Origin of the sequence: Flavobacterium sp. FlaQc-57, assembly GCF_044007395.1 — a bacterium.
GTDB lineage: Bacteria > Bacteroidota > Bacteroidia > Flavobacteriales > Flavobacteriaceae > Flavobacterium.
The window spans coordinates 112,454-132,081 of the sequence record NZ_JBIPDA010000007.1 but is presented as its reverse complement, the minus strand read 5'-3'; the positions used below and the strand labels follow the sequence as shown (position 1 = coordinate 132,081).

Here is a 19,628-nt window from a genome sequence, read left to right as displayed (position 1 = left end):
GTTTAGGTTTTATGTTGAAATGCGACTGATGACCGAAAAAGTTCCTGATACCCTGAAGCCTAGCCCTGATAGCAGTGGAAATCCTTTTGTGAAGCTTTAGCGGAACAAAAGATTGAAACGGATAGCAGGAAACAGCTCCTGAAAATACTCCTTATATAACAGGAAAAATAATAAAAAACTTAGGTACTTAGAAACTTAGCATCTCAGCAACTTTTTTTAACTACCTTTGCAAAAAATTAAAATAAAGCATTTTGGATTACAGGCGATTAGGTTTTTAGCAAGCTAGAGATCTAAAATCTATAATCTGAAATCAAAAATTCAAAAAAATGAATAACATTGTTGCGATAGTAGGAAGACCTAATGTAGGGAAATCAACCCTTTTTAATAGGCTGATACAAAGAAGAGAAGCTATTGTAGATTCGGTTTCTGGAGTTACCAGAGATAGAAACTACGGTAAAAGCGAGTGGAACGGAAAAGAGTTTTCTGTAATTGATACCGGTGGATACGTTCGCGGATCTGATGACGTATTTGAAGGAGAAATTCGTAAACAAGTGGAGCTTGCTATCGATGAAGCAGATGTTATTATTTTTGTTGTTGATGTAGAAGAAGGTATTACGCCAATGGATGACGTTGTTGCACGCTTATTGCGTAAGGTGACGAAACCAGTTTTATTGGCTGTAAATAAGGTAGATAACGCAATGCGTGAAAAAGATGCTTTGGAGTTTTATAATCTTGGTTTAGGAGATTACTTTACGTTTGCAAGTATCTCAGGAAGTGGAACTGGAGATTTATTAGATGCTTTAATCGAATCTTTTCCAGAAAAACCAGAACCAGTTCAGGAAGAAGTAGTTCTGCCTCGTTTTGCTGTTGTAGGTCGTCCAAATGCTGGAAAATCAAGTTTTATCAATGCATTAATTGGTAAAGAACGTTTTATGGTAACTGATATTGCAGGAACTACACGTGATGCAATTGATACCAAATTTGACCGTTTTGGTTTTGAATTTAACTTGGTTGATACTGCGGGAATCCGTCGTAAAGCTAAAGTAAAGGAAGATTTAGAATTTTACTCGGTAATGCGTTCAGTGCGTGCAATTGAGCATGCTGATATTTGTATTTTGGTTATCGATGCCACTCGTGGATTTGAAGGTCAGGATCAAAGTATTTTTTGGTTGGCTGAGAAAAACCGTAAAGGAGTTGTAATCTTAGTAAACAAATGGGATTTGGTTGAAAAAGATACCATGTCGACTCGTGATTACGAAGAGAAAATCAAAAAAGAATTAATGCCTTTTACTGATGTGCCAATTTTGTTCGTTTCGGCTTTAACGAAACAACGTTTATTGAAAGCATTAGAAGCTACAGTTCAGGTTTTCGAAAACAGAAAACAAAGAATTGCAACTTCAAAATTCAACGAATACATGTTGAAAGTAATTGAAGCTTATCCGCCGCCAGCGACAAAAGGTAAATATGTAAAAATTAAATATTGTATGCAGTTGCCAACTCTAACACCTCAGTTTGTGTTTTTTGCTAATATGCCACAATACGTTAAAGAACCATATAAAAGATATCTTGAAAATAAGATTAGAGAAAATTGGGATTTTTCTGGAGTACCAATCGATATTTATATCAGAGAGAAATAAAAAAAGATAAATATTTAAATTATGTTAAACCCTTGTAAAGCTAAAGCATTACAAGGGTTTTTTCTTTTTTGCGTTTTGTTTTAATAAAAATTTCTCTAAAGAAGGAAATCCGTAATCAAAAAATATTTAAATAAATTAATATTGCCTATTAACAACAATAAAAACATGAAAAAATTATTATTAATAGTCTTGTTAGCTGTAGGGTTTGAAATGAATGCTCAAATTTCAGAAGTTGTAAAACCAATAAAAAAAACTGCCGTTTTAGCAAAGAGTGTCGGAATTTCTTGGTTTGAGTCAGGTACTGCCTATATCTATTTTCCTAATACTTCTGTATCTATTTCAGATACTTGGTATGTAGATACTAATTCGGAAGAAATTGAAAATCTCTATAATGAGATAGCTAAAAGGCTTAATGGAGAATTAAGCGAATTTGAATTTAAAGACAGTAAAGGACAGTATACTATATTTAAATTTTCAAAATCATTTGGAATCCCAATGGTACAAGCAATTAGAAGTACGTCAGTAAGTGGATATATCAAACTAAGTGGAAGTTATAATAAAAAAAGTATAGATAAAATATTTGGGAAAGTAAATTAAATAAAAAATAAAATGAAAAAAATAATTGCTCTTTTTGGTTTATTGGTACTTTTCGCGTGCACTAAAGAAACTCCTATTGAAAAAAGTGTTTCAGAATATGTTCAAACGAATTTAAAAGACCCTGCGAGTTACGAGAAAATTTCAATTAAGGTTTTGGATACTATTACAGTCGGTGATCAAATTAGAGAGGAAAAGATAGGATATGAAAGTATTATTAAGGAATACGCAGAGCGTAATGACGAGCTTAGAAAAGGTGTACAGAGTGAAGTTATCAAAGCTTATTTAAAAGACAACAATAATCAAATAGACAACTATAGAAAAAAAATAGCAGAGCGTTGTAAGGATTCAAGCTCAACGGAAACTAAATATTACACAGTAAGTCATAAGTACAGAACAAATAATTCATTCGGTGCAAAGGAATTATATAATGACATTATTTCAATCGATAAAAATTATAAAATTACTGATAGGCACGCAATAGATAAGTAGTAATATTGTAGCATATCGATATTTATATCAGAGAAAAATAAAAATAAAAGTCCTCAGAAATGGGGACTTTTTTCATGTCTTTTTATTGATTAAAATATTTTTGGTGTTGTTACTGGCATACTGTTTGATTAAATGTGAAAAACACAATTAAACCTTTTGGCTTTTTTATAGTCTTACTATTTCTAACTAACCATTTTATGACCAAAATTTATTATTTTCTAATTTTTTCCTTCTTTTGTTATTCGGCAAGTGCCCAGAACGAAATCGTTATTAAAGGAACAGTTGTCGATATTAATACACAATTGCCGCTAGAGCTGGCAACCGTTTATTTTACAACGGTTAAAGATTCTACAGTAATCGAATACGCTACAACCGATAAAAATGGTGCTTTTAGCATTAAAACCAAAAAATATGATAAACCTGTTTTTTTGAAGGTAAATTATATGGGATATCAACCTTATTTTGAAGAAGAAAAAAGTCTTTTAGAAAATAAGGATTACGGTAAATTGTATTTGCTCGAGGCTGCAAATGCCTTAGATAATGTAGTTATAAAAAGTGAAGCTCCGCCAATTACTATTAAAAAAGATACTTTAGAGTTTAATGCTGCATCGTATAAAGTTCGCCCAGACTCAAATGTAGAAACGCTGCTAAAACAATTGCCAGGTTTTGATGTGGGCACAGATGGTAAGGTTACCGTAAACGGACGAGAAGTAAATCAGGTTTTGGTAAACGGAAAAACATTTTTTGATAAAGATGGAGCTATTGCGTTGAAAAATCTTCCGGCTGAAATTATCAAAAAAATCCAAGTTTCAGATTTTAAAACAAAGAAAGAAGAACTCTCTAAACAAGAATCGACTTCAGATTATTCCAGTATCAATATTACAATCGACGAAAAGAAAAACAAGGGGTATTTTGGAAAAATACTTGGAGGCTACGGTTCTGATGAACGTTATGAAAGTAGTCTTCTCTTAAACTTTTTCAATAACAAACAAAAGATAAGTGTTCTGGCATCGTCAAATAATATTAACTCAACCGGTTTTGCAATGGATGAGGTGTTTGATAATATGGGTGGCGGCCGAAACAGCAAAGGCAATGGCGGAAATTCCGGAAGCGGTAAAGGAATTACACAATCGAATTTAGTTGGACTTAATTATTCTGACGATTGGACAGAGAAGTTAATGGCTATGGGAAGTTATAATTTTTCGAATTCGATTAATAATAACGAAAGCAAATCAGATCAGGTTAGTTTTTTGCCCACAGGAAACATTGCAACTTCGGCCGATTCGAAAACTAGAAATGAAAGCACAAGCAATAATGTGAATTTAGAATTGGAGTATAAAATAGATCCGTCGACACGATTGGTAATTGTGCCAAAAGTTAATCAATCACGTTCCAATGGTAATTCGTCTTCATCCAGTGCTTCAGAAGATGAGAATGGAGCTGCTTTGAACGAAAGTAATGCTAAATCATTCTCAGAAAGTACCAATACCAGTTTTACGAATACCATTAACTTTAATAAAGCATTCAAGAAAAAGTCACGTAATTTTAGTGTTGTTTTTGATAACAACAATTCCAATACCGATGCAGATGCCTTGAATCTTTCTCAAACTATTTTTTATAAGGACAACAAGCCCAACGATGATAGAAATCAGAAAAGCATCAATAAGAATAAAAATGATACTTATTCTCTTGAACTTGAATATACAGAGCCTGTTACAGATTCATTAAGGATTCGTTTTGGATCTGATTTTGATTGGAGTAATGACATGAAAGATGCAAAAACATTCGATTATAATGCTACATCGCAATCTTATTCTAGTTTAAATGATTCATTGTCAAATTACACTACTTCAAAGCAAAATTCCTTTAGCCCTAAAGTAGGGATTACATGGCAGAAAAGTAAGTTTACAGTCAATCTAAACACTAGAACAGCACTTATTCAGTTTGATAATCATTCGTTATATTTGAACAATGCGACAGATTTAAACAAGAAATATGCGTTGCCATATGGAGATTTTCAGATACGTTATAAGTTTAGCCGATCAAAAAATCTATCATTCAAATACGATTATTCGAATGCGCTTCCATCTGCGGTGCAATTAATGCCAGTTTTAAATTTAAGCAATCCGTTAAATACTTTAATTGGAAATCCTAATTTAAATCCGATCGAGAAAAATAGTGCGAACTTTAGTTTCAGGAATTATGATTTCCGCACGCGTTCCGGATATAGTTTGTATGTAAAAGGAGATTACTATAATAACGATGTGGTTTCGACTTCGATTTATGATGACAGTGGAAAAAGAACGACTACATACGCAAATATTTCAGGCACTTATATAGCTTCTATTGGTGGAAACTGGAATCAATCGATAAAAAAAGACGCTAATGTTTTTAGATATGGTTTTGGGTTAAACGGTAGTTATTCGTTTGATAAAGGTTATACCAATGCTATTATTTACAACGCAAAATCTACAGCGATTACGCCAAAAGTAAATTTAACTTATGAGTACGGAGAGCTTTTGGTTATTTCACCATCGTATAGTTTATCATATAATCAAACCAATTATGAAAATTCTTCGCGAGATGCAAGTTCAAATGTTGTACACAGAATCAATTTGCAAACCACAAGTTACTGGCCAGAAAATTTAATTTTCGGAAATGATTTTGGATATACTTACAATTCAAGTATTTCGAGCAATTTCAAAAAGGATTTTTATTTGTGGAATACGAGTTTGTCTTATGGTTTTTTTGATAAAAAAGTATATGCTAAAATTAAGGTATATGATGTTTTGAATCAAAACCAAAGTGCTACAAGAACTATTTCGGCAACCTCAATTCGTGACGAAGAAAATACAGTTCTTAAACGTTACATAATGTTTTCAGTCAGTTATAAAATTGGAAATTTTGCTGCTGCAGAAAAAGGAAAGAAGAGAAGACAAAGAGAGGAATAGTTTTTTTGTTTTAGGCTCAAAAAGGGGTAAAGGTTCAAAGAAACAAAGGTTTTATAGCAGAGGACGCACAGCAGTGCGTCTTTTTTTTTGAATCAGAAGGTTGAATCGGTTCCATTTTTATGGAGAACTAAGAGCGCCAAATTTGTAATCTTATATTTTAGGTCTTCGATTTATTCTATGATAAAATGTTACTCTAATAATATCCCGATCATAAAAATCGACTCCACTAGAACGCCTTTGAAAGCTATTTAAATAACCTAATTCTAATCCAATGTTTGGGTTGAAATGATAACGTAATGCAATGTAAATGCGGTTTTGGTCGAAAGTGTTTCTTTTGTTGTCTTCTCCGAAATTAAACATTACTTCATCAGAAATGGTCGCTTTTAAGCTTTGTTTTTCTTTTTTCCAAAGATCAAATGTAGATTGTAATCTGTAACGGAACCGGTAAGAGAAAGAAAAAATATTAAGTAATTCTGTCTGATTTGCTTTTTGAATGAAACGTTCTTCGAGCTGAAAACGATTATGAAAGGTAACTTTTGCAATGTCATTAATAAAAGTAACATCCTGTTGGATTCTATATTCAGGAACAGAATAATCAGGATCAACATCTGAGCTTTGAGTGTTGACATTAAAATAGGCAAAACCACTGCCTAAATCTATATTTTTATGAATCCTGTAACGGCCTTGAACTCTTAAAGCAATTAAATTTTCATGAATGGGGCTTATAAAACTTCGATTATCAATCTCAGAATGAATGGCCCATTTTTCGGTTATTGGTAAAATGTTGTAATACCTAATCCAGGTTAAGGTTTGTTGATCTGTCTTTTTTAGACTTTGTGCCGATAAAAATGGACTTATTAAGCCGAATAAGAGCAGTATTTTGATAAATTTCATTTAATCGATATAAATTCAAGGCGCGAATATATACAAATCAGGAATTATCTGGGGAAGAGTAGATTGATTTTTAAATTCGTTTTAAATTTTATTTTGTGATTTCAGATCATAAAAAAACGAGGTAGATTTAAAAATCTACCTCGTTTACTATATTTAAAATTAACTAATTGCTTACAATGAATATTTTAAAGTTACACCATAAGTTCTTTGATCACCAATTACTCCGGCATATTGTCCAGTGTTTCCACCTGCAGGTAATAGTTGTTCGTAGTAATCTTTATTTAAAAGGTTACGACCCCAGAAATGAATAGATAAACCATCTGCTGCTCTAAAGCCTAAACGAGCATTAAAAATTGCGTAACCAGGAACTACTAAGTATTTTGAAGCCGATGGGCTTGATGAAAATTCAGAACGTGCATAAGAATCTAATGCAAGGAAAACTTTTCCTTTATTTCCGAAGAATTTTGCATTATTAGAAAGTTCACCTCCCAAAGATCCTGCCCATTTCGAAGCACCAGGCAATTCAGTTCCGGAAACATCTTTAAAAGCTACAGGAGCTCCAGTTTCTTCTAACGGAAGCGGTGCATTTGTAAATTTCACATATTTACCATCAGTATAAGTTGCAGCAGCATTTAAAGTAAAGTGCTGGCTAAACACGAAACTAGCATCAAGTTCAGCACCTCTTACACGTACTTTGTCTGCATTTGCAAGATATCCACGGTTTACACCCAATTCAGCTGCTTGTACGTTAGTCTGAAAATCTTTAATATCTGTATTAAAGAAAGCAAGATTAAAGATTGAATTTTTAAATGGAGAAGTCTTTATTCCTATTTCATAGTGATTTACTTTTTCCGGTTTAATTACAGCAAGATCTAACAACGGCTGACCTTTTGCATCAGTTGGAAGTCCGGCTACGTTTACACCAACAGGTTTGTAACTTTTTGCATAAGTAGCATAAGCATTAATTTTGTCTGAAGCTTTGTAAGTCAATGTTAAGTTTCCTGAAAAGTCAGTATTATCGGTACTAGAGTCAAACGCTTGGTCAGAATAAACTAGTTTTTTCAAAGCCAATAATGCCGGATCAGTAGTTTGTAAACCTCCGTATGTTGTACGAGCATAATGCGCGTCTTTTTTATCAAAATTATATCTTACACCCGGTAAAACGTGAAAACGTTCTGTAATTGCCCAGTCAATTTGACCGAATACTGCCGCACTTGAAGATCTTATGTTTGCATCAGTTTTGATTCCGTATCCTTCAAAAAGACCTGGAGTTTTCCATAAGGCACTAGTAGTACTTTGAGCAAATCTCCATTGCGCATTACCAGATTCCTCAGTTCCGTTTGTTTGCGATGTTTGATCAATAAAGAATGCACCAACAACACCGCTTATTTTAGATGTAAGTTGACCTGCATAACGAACTTCTTGTGTAAACTGTGTTTGTCTTGTAGGGTTTTGTGATTTTGCCAAAACTTGTAATCCTGTAAAATCTCTGTCATTTGATGGATCCCAGTTCCAAAAACGCCAAGCAGTTGTTGAAGTAAGTGTTCCTGATCCAATTTTTGTGTCAATATTAAGAGAAATACCTCCCATGTCTTGTCCTGAACGCCATGGCGTGTCATGATCAATTTTACGGTCGAAAGCATTTCTACTTGGAAGTTGGTAGTTCAAATCTTTAATAATAGCATCAAATTGTCTGTAAGCAGCTCTTTGTGTTGGTGCAACACCTGCAACAACCTGCGCATATCCGTCAGGACGCTGAGTTGTAATATCTGCCGCCAATATAATATTCGTATTTTCTGATGGAGTAAAAAGTAATTGACCTCTAATTCCTTGATTGTTTAAAGTATTTGTTGGTCTTCCAGTTGCAACATTGTCAATTAAACCATCACGTTGTGTACCAGAAAAAGAGATGCGTCCCGCTATTTTACTGCTTAAAGCTCCAGTAACCGAGGCCTTTGCTTGTAAAAAGTTGTAATTTCCATAGCTTACTTCAAAATCGGCGCCAGTAGTAAAACTCGGTTTACGAGTAGTGATGTTGAATGCACCAGATGTTGTGTTTTTACCAAACAATGATCCTTGTGGTCCACGTAAAACCTCAATTTGCTCTACATCAATAAAGTCTAAAGTAGTGGCAGCCGGACGCGCATAATAAACACCGTCAACATAAAAACCTACTCCGGGATCAATTCCATCATTCGTTAGTCCGAAAGGAGAACCAAGGCTACGAATGTTAATTCCGGTATTTCTTGGATTTGATGAGTACAATTGTACAGACGGAACCAGTTCTTTAATGCGGTTAACGTTAAAAGCTCCCGTTTGCTCAGCTTGTTTACCTGTAATTACAGAGATTGCAATTGGCACATCCTGCACTTTTTCAATTCGACGTCTAGAAGAAACAACAACTTCAATAAGTTCATTTTCTTCTTTTAAAGAAACTTGTAATGGAGATGTAGGTAAATCAGTAAGTTCAATTTCTGTAGTTTTATAACCTACATATTGAATTAAAAGAGTTAAAGGAAGTTTTCCTTTAGTATCGATGCTAAATTTTCCGTTATGATCAGAAGTAGTGTTAGAAGTTGTTCCTTTTACAACAATGTTTGCTGCTTCTAACGGAGTATTTTCATTTATTTTAACGACACCATCAATGTTTTGTGCGAATGATATTGAGAAAGTTAAAATTGATAAAACTGTAAGTATATTTTTGATAGATTTTTTCATTTTTATATTAAGTATATGTAATTAGTAGAATTTAAGATAAATTTTTTTACCAACACATACAGATCATAGAAGAATTGTTTTTCAAAGTTGTAAATTGACTATTTTGGTTTCTTTGCAAAAGATTTTTAAATCCACCAGATAGATTGTAATGTACTTTCATAGGGTTAAAATTTTGTAAATGGTTTGTTAATTATTTTCTGCAAATATAAATATTAATTCTATCGATTTACTAGGAATTAGAAAATATTTTTTTATTTCTTTATAAGTGAGGCGATTGTGATGCCTTGCATCGCTTTTAAAGTTTCATCACGAATGATCATTAAACCGTGTCTTAGGCTACATTCCTGCTCGGTTTTACAATCTGAACATGGTTCGTAAAAGTTTAACGAAGCGCATGGTAAAAGTGCAATTGCACCGTCAAATAAACGATGAATTTCTGCTAAAGTGATATCATTTTTTGAGCGTATCAGATAATATCCGCCAAATTTTCCTTGTTTGCTGCTCACAAAACGTCCTCGTTTTAGATCTAATAAAATTTGTTCTAAAAACTTTTTTGGAATATTAGCTCCATCAGCAATTTCTATAGTTCTAGAAATGTGATTTTCATCTTGTTCTGCTAGATAAAGTAAGGCCTTAAGGGCGTATTTTGCTTTATGTGATAACATTTTTCCTTATTATTTTTTACAATGTTCAATTATTAATTCCTGTGCCGATAAATAGCCAAAATTAAACGCTTTTTTTAAATCTGAACAATAATCTCCTTTTATTTTGAAATTAATAAAATAAAGTGCTCTATTAAAATAAGTTTCCGCATTTTCGGGTGCTAATTTTACCGCAGTGTTAAAATCAGCCAAGGCATCTTTTGAATTAAGCATGGCTTTTGAAATACCCCTGTTTTGATATGCATCAACTGATTTTGGGTCCATTTCGATTACTTTATCAAAATCAGCGATTGCTTCTTTATGTAAATTTAATTCTTTTTTTAATAATCCCCTATTTTGGTAGGCCGCTAAATTATCCGGTTTAAGGATTATACATTTAGAATAATCTCGTATTGCGCCCGTACGATCGAATATTTTTCTTTCAGCAAATGCGCGGTTAAAATATGCTTTTTGAGAATCTTTATTTAATGAAACGCATTTTGAAAAATCAGCAATGGCGTTTTTATAATCTTTTAATTTAAGGTTTAGATTACCTCTGCTAAAATAAATATTAAAATCATTTGGTGTCAATGATAGTGCATGATCATAGTCAGAAAGTGCATCATCATAATTTTTATTTAAATAATTATTATATCCTCTGTAATAATAATTTTCAGCGCTTGGATTCTGAGCAATTAAAGTGTTCAGTTCTTCAATTTGTTTCGTATTTTCGATTTTATCAGTATCAAAAAACTCCTGTGAATAAGAGGTGAAATAAGAACAAAAAATAAAGAAATAAATACTAATTCTCATAAATGGATTTTAATGAAACAAAAAAACTGAAAACTGAAAACTGAGACTGAAAACTGAAATCTACCAGCCTCCACTAGAACCTCCACCAGAGAATCCGCCGCCGCCAAAACCTCCACCGAAGCCTCCGCCACCGCCAAAACCTCCACCAGATGATCCACCGCCGAAACCTCCAAATCCGCCACCGCCACTTCGTCCAAGATTACTTAGAATAATAACGTCGAGCAGGCTAGGACCTCCGCCGCCATTGTTGCCTGAATTTCCTCCACCACCTCGTTTGTTTCGAGATAGTAAAATTAAAACAATCACAACAATTACAATAAAAGGTAATATTGGAAAGTCTTTTCCTTTGGTTTGTTTGCGTTCACCTTTAAATTTTCCTTTGAAAACATCGATTATAGCATCAGTTCCTTTGTCAAGACCATTGTAAAAACTTCCGGCTTTGAATTCGGGAATAATTATATTTCGAATTATTGTTCCGCCAATTCCGGCAGTCAAACGATCTTCAACACCATAACCGGGATTAATAGCAATTTTCTTTTCGTTTTTGGCCAATAAAATTATAACACCATTGTCATCTTTTGCAGTTCCTCCAATTCCCCAGGTTTGTCCCCATTTTGTAGCTAACTGACTAACATCTTCACCTTTTAAACTTTCGATTGTAATTACTACAATTTGAGTTGTTGTTGAATCTGCGTAACGAATTAGTTTTTCTTCAAGCTGAGCTTTTTCAGATGCGCTTAAAACGTTGGCATAATCATAAACCGAAGTTTGCTTTTCCGGGACTTTAGGAATCTCAAATTGCGCAAAAGCACAAGTGGTAATAAAAAATGCGATGAAGAGAAAGGATAGTTGAAAAAGTCCTTTTGAATGTGATATTTTGTTTTTGGAAATTTTCATTATTTATCCTTTTGAGATTTCGTTAGATAATTCGTTGGTGTCATTTTCAGACCAAGGGAAGTATTTTTTCAATTGTTCACCGGCATTCAAAATTCCGTCAACGATACCTTGCTTAAAGTTTCCTGATTTAAATTGTACCACCATTGCATCTTTGGTACAATCCCAAAAATCTGCGGCTACAACATCATTAATACCTTTGTCTCCACAAATAGCAAAAGTTTTATCTGCAACAGCAAAGTAGAATAAAACACCATTTTGTTGTTGGGTTTCATTCATTTTTAATTCATAAAAAACTTCTAAAGCCCGGTCAAAAGGAACTTTAGAAGTTGTTTGTTCTATATGTACTCTAATTTCGCCAGAAGTGTTTTTTTCGGCCACGCGAATAGCTTCAACAATGTTTCGTTCATCTTCTTGGGATAAAAAATCTTCTACTTTTGACATTGAAATTATTTTAGATATTAGTCCCGATCCCAAAACTTCGGGGCGGGATAGATTTTAGATTATTAGACTAAATCTTAGATTCTAAGAAGTCTAATAATCTAAAATTTTAAATTTAGAATTTTACTTCAACTGGTTTTTCAGCGCCAGCAACAGCTTCGAAGTATGGTTTCTCTTTGTATTCGCTTAGGAACCATTTGTTTGGAATAGAAAGAACGTATCCGTTATAGGCTTGCACAGCTTCGTTGAAACGTGTTCTAGCTGTTAAAATTTGATTTTCTGTGCTAGCCAATTCATCTTGCAATTTCAAGAAATTTTCGTTTGCTTTTAATGTTGGATATTGTTCAACAGAAACTAATAATCTTGACAAAGATGAAGATACACCGCTTTGAGCCTGGTTGTATTGAGCTAATTGTTCAGGAGTTACATTGCTTGGATCAATTGTTACCGAAGTAGCTTTTGCACGAGCTTCAATAACAGCTGTCAAAGTTGATTTTTCGAAATCAGCAGCACCTTTTACAGTGTTAACCAAGTTTCCAATAAGATCATTTCTTCTTTGGTAAGTCGTACTTACATTTCCCCATTCTTTGTTAACAGCCTGACTGTATTTTAAACCATTATTTTTAATTCCAATTGACCAAAAAGCAATAATAGCGATTAGTGCTATAATAATTCCTACAGGGATTAACCATTTTTTCATATCAGTTTTGATTTAAGTTTGTTTCTAATTTTTAATAAATATACTATAATTCGTTCTTAATTTCGTTTAATTGTGTTTTTATGGTCTCTAATTTACGTATTATTTCGAATTTATCTAATGTTTTCTTTTGCCCTTCTTTCAAATGTATCTTGGCACCTTCGAGCGTAAAACCTCTTTCTTTGACCAAATGATAAATCAATTGCAGGTTGGTAATATCGTCGGGAGTAAACATTCTGTTGCCTTTGGCATTCTTTTTAGGCTTTAGAATATCGAATTCACTATCCCAAAACCGAATTAATGATGCATTGACATTAAAGGCTTTGGCAACTTCGCCAATGCTATAATATCTTTTATCTTTTGAAAGCTCAATATGCATGTTTCTTAATTTTCTGTTTTAATTCCAAAAATACTACTTTTTGGAGTATTAATCTAATGACTGATTCTCTTGATTTGCCATTTGTGAAATTGCGACATATTCTACAGCCGAAATATTTCCGTAATAAAAATTCAGCGGATTCACGACTTTTCCGTCTTTATGTACTTCGTAATGACAATGCGGACCTTCAGATCTGCCTGTGCTTCCCACATATCCAATAATATCACCACGTTTGACATGTTGTCCGGCTCTACAATTGTATTTACTTAAATGTGCATACAAACTTTCATATCCAAAACCATGCCTGATCACTACGTGATTTCCAAATCCCGAAGCCGAATTATCTGCTCTGTCTACAACTCCATCACCAGTGGCATAAACAGGCGAACCTGTGTTGGCGGTGAAATCCATTCCGTTATGCATTTTTCGCACTTTCGTGAAAGGATCAGTTCGATATCCAAAACCTGAAGCCATTCGCTTTAAATTTTCATTTCGAACTGGCTGAATCGCAGGAATGGCTAACAGCAAGTTTCCTTTTGTACTTGCCAACTTCAAAATATCATCTAATGATTTGGATTGAATGGCCAATTCTTTAGACAATCTGTCAATTCGTTTTGTTGTGTTTAAAACCAATTGCGAGTTGTTGTAACCTTCCAAATCTTTGTATCTTTTCGAATCTCTAAAACCTGCTTTTCTAATAGAATCCGGAATTTCGGTTTTATTAAAATAGACTCTATATATATTATTGTCTCTATTTTCTAACGCTTCAGTAACATCATCAATTTCATCCATTTTTTTGTTCAAAATGGCATATTGAAGTTTTAAATTCTCAATCTCACGCGCTTGTAAACGATCTTTTGGAGTTTCGAAGTAAGGAGTATTGATTAAAAGTATAAAAACTAAAAAACCAAACAAGGCCGAAGCCAACAAAAACAGCAATGCGTAGCCAAATTTAGCCCGTTTTCTGGTTTTTATTTTCGTATAAGCCAGATTTTCTGAGTCGTAATAATATTTTACTTTCGCCATATTTTAAAATACCCTATTTTTGCAGCTTGTAAAATAAGTTAGTCGAACAAAATTAATAAATGTTTCAGTTGTTCGAAGCTTTTTTCAAGAATAAAAAACAATTAGATAATTAGATAATGCGACAATCAGATAATTATTGTTACAATAATTTTTAATTATCTCATTGACACATTTTCAAATTATCACTTATTCCATTTTCTAATTAAAATATGAAATCACAAGACGTACGTAAACAATTTTTAGACTTTTTTGAGAGTAAAGGACATACTATTGTACCATCAGCTCCTATTGTACTTAAAGACGATCCAACCTTAATGTTCAACAACTCGGGAATGGCCCAGTTTAAAGAGTATTTTTTAGGAAACGGAACGCCAAAAAGTCCAAGAATTGCCGATACGCAAAAATGTCTTCGTGTTTCAGGAAAACATAACGATCTTGAAGAAGTAGGTATTGATACCTATCATCATACTATGTTTGAGATGTTAGGAAACTGGTCTTTTGGCGATTATTTCAAAAAAGAAGCGATCAATTGGGCTTGGGAATTATTGACTGAAGTTTATAAAATTCCAAAAGAAAATCTTTACGTTTCTGTTTTTGAAGGAAGTAAAGAAGATAACGTTCCTTTTGATCAGGAAGCTTGGGATATTTGGAAAGAATTGATTGATGAAGACAGAATTGTTTTAGGAAATAAAAAAGATAATTTCTGGGAAATGGGAGATCAGGGGCCTTGTGGACCTTGTTCTGAAATTCACGTTGATTTACGTTCTGAAGAAGAAAAAGCGCTAAAACCAGGAAAAGGAGAAGTTAATGGTGATAACGCTCAGGTTGTTGAAATTTGGAATAACGTATTTATGGAATTCAACCGTAAAGCGGATGGTTCTCTAGAAAAACTTCCTGCACAGCATGTTGATACCGGAATGGGATTTGAGCGTTTGTGTATGGCATTACAAGGAAAAACATCAAATTATGATACTGATGTTTTCATGCCTTTAATTAGAGAAATTGAAACTATTACCGGAGCAAAATATACACCTAATGAAGTGAAAAACATTAGCGATGATCAAAATAAAATGAATATCGCTATTCGTGTTATTGCAGATCACGTTCGTGCGGTAGCTTTTGCTATTGCCGATGGTCAGTTGCCGTCTAACACCGGAGCTGGATATGTAATTCGTAGAATTTTGCGTCGTGCAATTCGTTACGGATTTACTTTCTTAGGTACAAAAGAGCCATTTATTTATAAATTGGTTGAAACTTTGAGCGAGCAAATGGGAGATTCTTTCCCGGAAATCAGAACTCAAAAAGCACTTTGTTCAAATGTTATTCGTGAAGAAGAAAATTCTTTCTTGCGTACACTTGATCAGGGATTAATTTTGTTAGACGCTGTAATTTTAAATAATCAAGGAGATACAATCGATGGTAAAAAAGCTTTCGAATTGTATGATACTTATGGGTTTCCAATTGATTTAACAGCTTTGATTCTTTCTGAAAAAGGATTAAAATTAGACGAAGCCGGATTCCAGGAACAATTGCAATTGCAAAAAGAAAGATCTCGTGCTGCATCAAAAGTGACAGCCGGAGACTGGAATGTAATTGTAGAAGATGATATTCAGGAATTTATTGGTTATGACAGATTATCTCATCAAGTAAAAATCACTAAATACCGTAGAGTTGATAGTGTAAAAGATGGTGAAATTTATCAGTTGGTTTTTAATGCAACTCCATTTTACGGAGAAAGCGGAGGACAAACAGGAGATAAAGGATATTTAGAATCTCAAAATGGAGATATCACTTATATCATTGATACTAAGAAAGAAAACAACCAAACCATACATTTAACACAATCGTTGCCGGAAAATATTACAGCAACTTTTAATGCGGTTGTTGATGCAAACCAAAGAGCTAAAACTTCGTCAAACCACTCGGCTACGCATTTATTGCACCAAGGTTTGCGCAAGATTTTAGGAACTCATATTGAGCAAAAAGGTTCGATGGTTCGTAATGCTTCGTTGCGTTTTGACTTTTCGCATTTCTCTAAAGTTACTGATGAAGAACTATTAGAAGTAGAAAACTTTGTAAATGCAAGAATTCGCGAAAGTTTGCCATTAATCGAGAAAAGAGCGATCCCAAAAGATCAGGCTATCGAAGAAGGAGCAATTGCTTTGTTTGGAGAGAAATATGGAGATTTAGTTCGTATGATTAAATTTGGTGATTCTGTTGAATTATGTGGAGGAACTCACGTGGCAAATACATCTGATATTTGGCATTTCAAAATTGTTTCTGAAGGTGCTGTAGCATCAGGAATCAGAAGAATTGAGGCAATTACAAGTGAAGCTGCAAAAGAGTATTTTGAGTCACAAGCTGTTTCTTTAAGTGAAATTAAAGAAGCGCTTAAAAATGCTCAGGATCCTGTAAAATCGATTTTAGCACTACAAGACGAAAACGCTCAATTGAAAAAACAATTGGAAGTTTTATTGAAAGAGAAAGCTAAAAACATGAAAGGTGATTTGGCTAAAGAATTGCAAGAAATCAACGGAATCCAATTTTTAGCGAAACAAGTTGATTTGAATCCGGAAGGAGCGAAAGACTTAGTTTACGAATTAGGAAACTTAGGAAATAATTTGTTTTTACTTTTGGCTACTGCCGAAGAAGGAAAACCAATGTTGACATGTTATATTTCTAAAGAATTGGTTGCAGAAAGAAAACTAAACGCGGGACAAGTAGTTCGCGAATTAGGAAAATACATTCAAGGTGGAGGAGGAGGACAACCTTTCTTCGCAACTGCAGGAGGTAAAAACGCTGATGGAATTGCTGAAGCTTTGGCTAAAGCGGTTGAGTTCGTTAAATAAAGGTTCTAAGGGAACTAAGTTACTTAGGTTCTAAGTTTTTTATAGTATTCAAAAAAGTAAACCCGACAGATTTTAAAAACCTGTCGGGTTTTTAAGTATTTTATTATGGAAATTAAAGATGTTTGTTACACCGTCGGTATTTTATTGACATTTATTATTGGTTTTTTAAATTATCTTGTCTCTTTGAAAAACAGAAGAAATTTTCTTAGAGAATTAATTTATAAAGAACAACTTAATGTTATGGGAAAGATAAATTCAGAATTTCATATTTTGAATACATTCTTAATTAAATCCTTAAAAGCTAGAAAAAAAAATACTTATAACGAATTGGAAATGAAAATACTAGAAATTGATAATTTGCTTTATTCTAATACTCATTTACTGCCAACAAAATTGTTTGTTGTTTGGAAAGAAATTTTAGTTATTCTGGATGAATTTTTAGATTCCTTTGATAGTTCTGAGAGTAAACAACTAAGGGAATGTTATGATAAATTCGGTGAAAAATACTATAGTATTATAAAATTAATAGTTAAAGATTTTGGAATTGATAAATTATATTTAGAAAACAAATCTATATTGATGAATAATTGGTCAAAAAAGTTTTTTGAATAAGTTAATTGTCTGTTCAGTTAAAAAAAAAGAATTCTAGTACAAGTTAAGAAGAAAGGCCTTAGCCAAACGTAACAGTTTGGCTAAGGCCTTTTTCCAATACAGCTAAAGCTGGAGGTTATTCATAAAAAAAACTTAGAACCTTAGTAACTTAGAATCTCAGAACCTACAAAAAAATTACTTACGCTCACCAATTTGTTGGCGCCACATAGCGTAATACAAGCCTTTTTCAACAATCAAATCTTCGTGTTTTCCTTCTTCAATAATTTTTCCTTGTTCAAGTACAAATATTTTATCGGCGTGCATTACAGTAGATAATCTGTGCGCAATTAAAACTGTGATTCTGTTTTTGTCAGAAATATTTCTAATCGTAGTATTAATTTCTTCTTCGGTAATAGAATCTAATGCCGAAGTTGCTTCGTCAAAAATCAATAAATTCGGATTTCTTAATATCGCACGAGCAATCGATAAACGTTGTTTTTCTCCACCCGAAACTTTAATTCCGCCTTCGCCAATTGTTGTGTTTAAACCGTCTTCGGCACGTTTTAAAAGTTTATCGCAACTTGCTCTTTTTAGAGCATCGTATAAATCTTCATCGGTTGCATTGGGTTTCACAAACAATAAATTCTCGCGAATCGTTCCGGAGAATAACTGAGCATCTTGCGTTACAAATCCGAGCTGTTTTCTTAAATCTAATAAATCAATTTCGGTCGAATCAATTTCATTATAAAGTACACGACCTTCGGCAGGCGTATATAATCCGACCAATAATTTAACTAAAGTTGTTTTTCCGGAGCCAGAAGGCCCGACAAACGCAACGGTTTGACCTTGCTTGATCTCAAAATTAATATTTTCAACCGCTTTGAATTTTGCCGTTTTGTGCTGGAAACTTACATTAGAGAACAATAAGGACTGAATTGCTCCAACATGTTTTGGGTTTTTAGGACGAAATTCTTTTGGAGCACTTAATAAAGTCTTGAAGTTTTCCATCGAAACTTTAGTCTCATTCACCGCAATAATAAAATTACCTAATTCTTGTAAAGGTCCAAAGATGAAAAAAGTAAAAAATACCATTGTCAATAAATCTCCAACAATTATTTTTTGTCCAAACAAGAAATAATAGAGAGTAAAAACGACACAAGTTCTTAAAAAGTGAACTGTTGTACCTTGAATAAAACTTAAACTTCTAATGAAACGGATTTTTTCCAATTCAAGATGCAGAATTTTAAAAGTGTTTAAATTCAAACGTTTCTCTTCCTGATACGTTAATCCTAAACTTTTTACAAGTTCAATATTTCTTAAACTTTCAGTTGTAGAACCCGCCAAAGCATTGGTTTGATTGACAATTTTTCGAGAAACAATTTTTATTTTTTTCCCTAAATACGAACTAATTAAGGCAATAATTGGAGCCGTAATCAAAAAGATAATCGATATACGATAATCGATTCGGGCAACATATACGATAACAAATATGAATCCGATTATAGTTTGAAAAATTAGAGAGATAGAAAGTGTAATTAATTTTTCAGAATCAGTACGTACTTTGGTTAATTTGCTTAAAGTTTCACCGCTGCGTTGATCTTCGAATTCTGCGTAAGGTAAATCGAGTGATTTTTTAATTCCGTCCGTATACATTTGAGCTCCGGTTCGCTGAATCACAACATTGGTAAAGTAGTCCTGAAAATTTTTAGTAATTCGGGATACCATCGCCGCACCAAGTGAAAGTCCCAGCCAAAAGGATAAAGATTTTATAAAACCCATTTCATTTCCTTCATATTTATGCAAACCAACACCGCAATCTTGCATTAATTTACCGGTAATTACAGAGTCGGATAAGCTGAAACAGATGTTTATTGTGGCCATAATCAAAGCAAAAAACAGAAGCATTTTATGTTTGATTATATAAGAATATAGTAATTTCATAAGAGAATTTAGATTTATTGGAGATGCAAAAGTAGTGAATAGTTTGGCTATATATAGCTGATTTTTACTG

Annotated in this window: 16 protein-coding genes; 6 read left to right on the top strand and 10 right to left on the bottom strand. The window is 33.3% G+C overall.

What is annotated here, in order from left to right:
- Positions 1–326 precede the first annotated feature (326 nt).
- The 4 genes from der to ACHRVZ_RS19510 all read left to right on the top strand — a co-directional run bounded on the left by der (position 327) and on the right by ACHRVZ_RS19510 (position 5,674).
- Positions 327–1,637 (top strand): ribosome biogenesis GTPase Der, encoded by a 1,311-nt coding sequence (gene der, locus ACHRVZ_RS19525; RefSeq protein WP_230716175.1) that lies wholly within the window; start codon positions 327–329, stop codon positions 1,635–1,637.
- 165 nt (positions 1,638–1,802) lie between these two features.
- On the top strand, positions 1,803–2,234 hold the full coding sequence (locus ACHRVZ_RS19520; protein ID WP_395424564.1) for a hypothetical protein: 432 nt from the start codon (positions 1,803–1,805) through the stop codon (positions 2,232–2,234).
- 12 nt (positions 2,235–2,246) lie between these two features.
- A complete protein-coding gene (locus tag ACHRVZ_RS19515; protein WP_395424563.1) occupies positions 2,247–2,723 on the top strand; it encodes a hypothetical protein in 477 nt (158 codons plus the stop codon).
- Positions 2,724–2,920: 197 nt separating this feature from the next.
- Positions 2,921–5,674 (top strand): outer membrane beta-barrel protein, encoded by a 2,754-nt coding sequence (locus tag ACHRVZ_RS19510; RefSeq protein WP_395424562.1) that lies wholly within the window; start codon positions 2,921–2,923, stop codon positions 5,672–5,674.
- A gap of 150 nt (positions 5,675–5,824) precedes the next feature.
- On the opposite strand, the gene ACHRVZ_RS19505 is transcribed toward ACHRVZ_RS19510, so the two are convergent.
- The 9 genes from ACHRVZ_RS19505 to ACHRVZ_RS19465 all read right to left on the bottom strand — a co-directional run bounded on the left by ACHRVZ_RS19505 (position 5,825) and on the right by ACHRVZ_RS19465 (position 14,177).
- Positions 5,825–6,568 (bottom strand): DUF2490 domain-containing protein, encoded by a 744-nt coding sequence (locus ACHRVZ_RS19505; protein ID WP_395424561.1) that lies wholly within the window; start codon positions 6,566–6,568, stop codon positions 5,825–5,827.
- 171 nt (positions 6,569–6,739) lie between these two features.
- Complete coding sequence (locus ACHRVZ_RS19500; protein WP_395424560.1) at positions 6,740–9,286, bottom strand: TonB-dependent receptor; 2,547 nt, start codon at positions 9,284–9,286, stop codon at positions 6,740–6,742.
- A gap of 251 nt (positions 9,287–9,537) precedes the next feature.
- On the bottom strand, positions 9,538–9,951 hold the full coding sequence (locus ACHRVZ_RS19495) for an RrF2 family transcriptional regulator (protein ID WP_395424559.1): 414 nt from the start codon (positions 9,949–9,951) through the stop codon (positions 9,538–9,540).
- A 9-nt stretch (positions 9,952–9,960) separates the two neighbouring features.
- Positions 9,961–10,740 carry a tetratricopeptide repeat protein gene (locus ACHRVZ_RS19490; protein WP_395424558.1) on the bottom strand — a complete coding sequence of 260 codons (780 nt, stop codon included), beginning with the start codon at positions 10,738–10,740 and terminating at the stop codon, positions 9,961–9,963.
- A 60-nt stretch (positions 10,741–10,800) separates the two neighbouring features.
- Positions 10,801–11,637 carry a TPM domain-containing protein gene (locus ACHRVZ_RS19485; RefSeq protein ID WP_395424556.1) on the bottom strand — a complete coding sequence of 279 codons (837 nt, stop codon included), beginning with the start codon at positions 11,635–11,637 and terminating at the stop codon, positions 10,801–10,803.
- A 3-nt stretch (positions 11,638–11,640) separates the two neighbouring features.
- Entirely contained in the window at positions 11,641–12,078 is a 438-nt protein-coding gene (locus tag ACHRVZ_RS19480) for a TPM domain-containing protein (RefSeq protein WP_395424554.1), read from the bottom strand.
- A 112-nt stretch (positions 12,079–12,190) separates the two neighbouring features.
- On the bottom strand, positions 12,191–12,775 hold the full coding sequence (locus ACHRVZ_RS19475) for a LemA family protein (RefSeq protein ID WP_395424553.1): 585 nt from the start codon (positions 12,773–12,775) through the stop codon (positions 12,191–12,193).
- A gap of 43 nt (positions 12,776–12,818) precedes the next feature.
- Positions 12,819–13,151: a MerR family transcriptional regulator gene (locus tag ACHRVZ_RS19470; protein WP_041517414.1), complete on the bottom strand. Its 333-nt coding sequence runs from the start codon at positions 13,149–13,151 to the stop codon at positions 12,819–12,821.
- Positions 13,152–13,199: 48 nt separating this feature from the next.
- On the bottom strand, positions 13,200–14,177 hold the full coding sequence (locus ACHRVZ_RS19465) for a peptidoglycan DD-metalloendopeptidase family protein (RefSeq protein ID WP_395424552.1): 978 nt from the start codon (positions 14,175–14,177) through the stop codon (positions 13,200–13,202).
- Positions 14,178–14,386: 209 nt separating this feature from the next.
- Here ACHRVZ_RS19465 and alaS point away from each other — a divergent pair, with 209 nt between their 5' ends.
- Positions 14,387–17,026, top strand: coding sequence for an alanine--tRNA ligase (gene alaS / locus ACHRVZ_RS19460; RefSeq protein ID WP_395424551.1), 2,640 nt, complete (start codon positions 14,387–14,389; stop codon positions 17,024–17,026).
- Between the two features lie 105 nt (positions 17,027–17,131).
- Entirely contained in the window at positions 17,132–17,638 is a 507-nt protein-coding gene (locus ACHRVZ_RS19455) for a hypothetical protein (protein WP_395424549.1), read from the top strand.
- A gap of 174 nt (positions 17,639–17,812) precedes the next feature.
- Here the strand turns inward: ACHRVZ_RS19455 and ACHRVZ_RS19450 are convergent, their stop codons facing one another.
- Positions 17,813–19,558: an ABC transporter ATP-binding protein gene (locus ACHRVZ_RS19450; protein WP_395424548.1), complete on the bottom strand. Its 1,746-nt coding sequence runs from the start codon at positions 19,556–19,558 to the stop codon at positions 17,813–17,815.
- Positions 19,559–19,628: the final 70 nt, after the last annotated feature.

Coding starts and splice junctions, on each gene's coding strand:
- der (WP_230716175.1), top strand. CDS start 327: ATGAATAACATTGTTGCGATAGTAGGAAGACCTAATGTAGGGAAATCA.
- ACHRVZ_RS19520 (WP_395424564.1), top strand. CDS start 1,803: ATGAAAAAATTATTATTAATAGTCTTGTTAGCTGTAGGGTTTGAAATG.
- ACHRVZ_RS19515 (WP_395424563.1), top strand. CDS start 2,247: ATGAAAAAAATAATTGCTCTTTTTGGTTTATTGGTACTTTTCGCGTGC.
- ACHRVZ_RS19510 (WP_395424562.1), top strand. CDS start 2,921: ATGACCAAAATTTATTATTTTCTAATTTTTTCCTTCTTTTGTTATTCG.
- ACHRVZ_RS19505 (WP_395424561.1), bottom strand. CDS start 6,568: ATGAAATTTATCAAAATACTGCTCTTATTCGGCTTAATAAGTCCATTT.
- ACHRVZ_RS19500 (WP_395424560.1), bottom strand. CDS start 9,286: ATGAAAAAATCTATCAAAAATATACTTACAGTTTTATCAATTTTAACT.
- ACHRVZ_RS19495 (WP_395424559.1), bottom strand. CDS start 9,951: ATGTTATCACATAAAGCAAAATACGCCCTTAAGGCCTTACTTTATCTA.
- ACHRVZ_RS19490 (WP_395424558.1), bottom strand. CDS start 10,740: ATGAGAATTAGTATTTATTTCTTTATTTTTTGTTCTTATTTCACCTCT.
- ACHRVZ_RS19485 (WP_395424556.1), bottom strand. CDS start 11,637: ATGAAAATTTCCAAAAACAAAATATCACATTCAAAAGGACTTTTTCAA.
- ACHRVZ_RS19480 (WP_395424554.1), bottom strand. CDS start 12,078: ATGTCAAAAGTAGAAGATTTTTTATCCCAAGAAGATGAACGAAACATT.
- ACHRVZ_RS19475 (WP_395424553.1), bottom strand. CDS start 12,775: ATGAAAAAATGGTTAATCCCTGTAGGAATTATTATAGCACTAATCGCT.
- ACHRVZ_RS19470 (WP_041517414.1), bottom strand. CDS start 13,151: ATGCATATTGAGCTTTCAAAAGATAAAAGATATTATAGCATTGGCGAA.
- ACHRVZ_RS19465 (WP_395424552.1), bottom strand. CDS start 14,177: ATGGCGAAAGTAAAATATTATTACGACTCAGAAAATCTGGCTTATACG.
- alaS (WP_395424551.1), top strand. CDS start 14,387: ATGAAATCACAAGACGTACGTAAACAATTTTTAGACTTTTTTGAGAGT.
- ACHRVZ_RS19455 (WP_395424549.1), top strand. CDS start 17,132: ATGGAAATTAAAGATGTTTGTTACACCGTCGGTATTTTATTGACATTT.
- ACHRVZ_RS19450 (WP_395424548.1), bottom strand. CDS start 19,558: ATGAAATTACTATATTCTTATATAATCAAACATAAAATGCTTCTGTTT.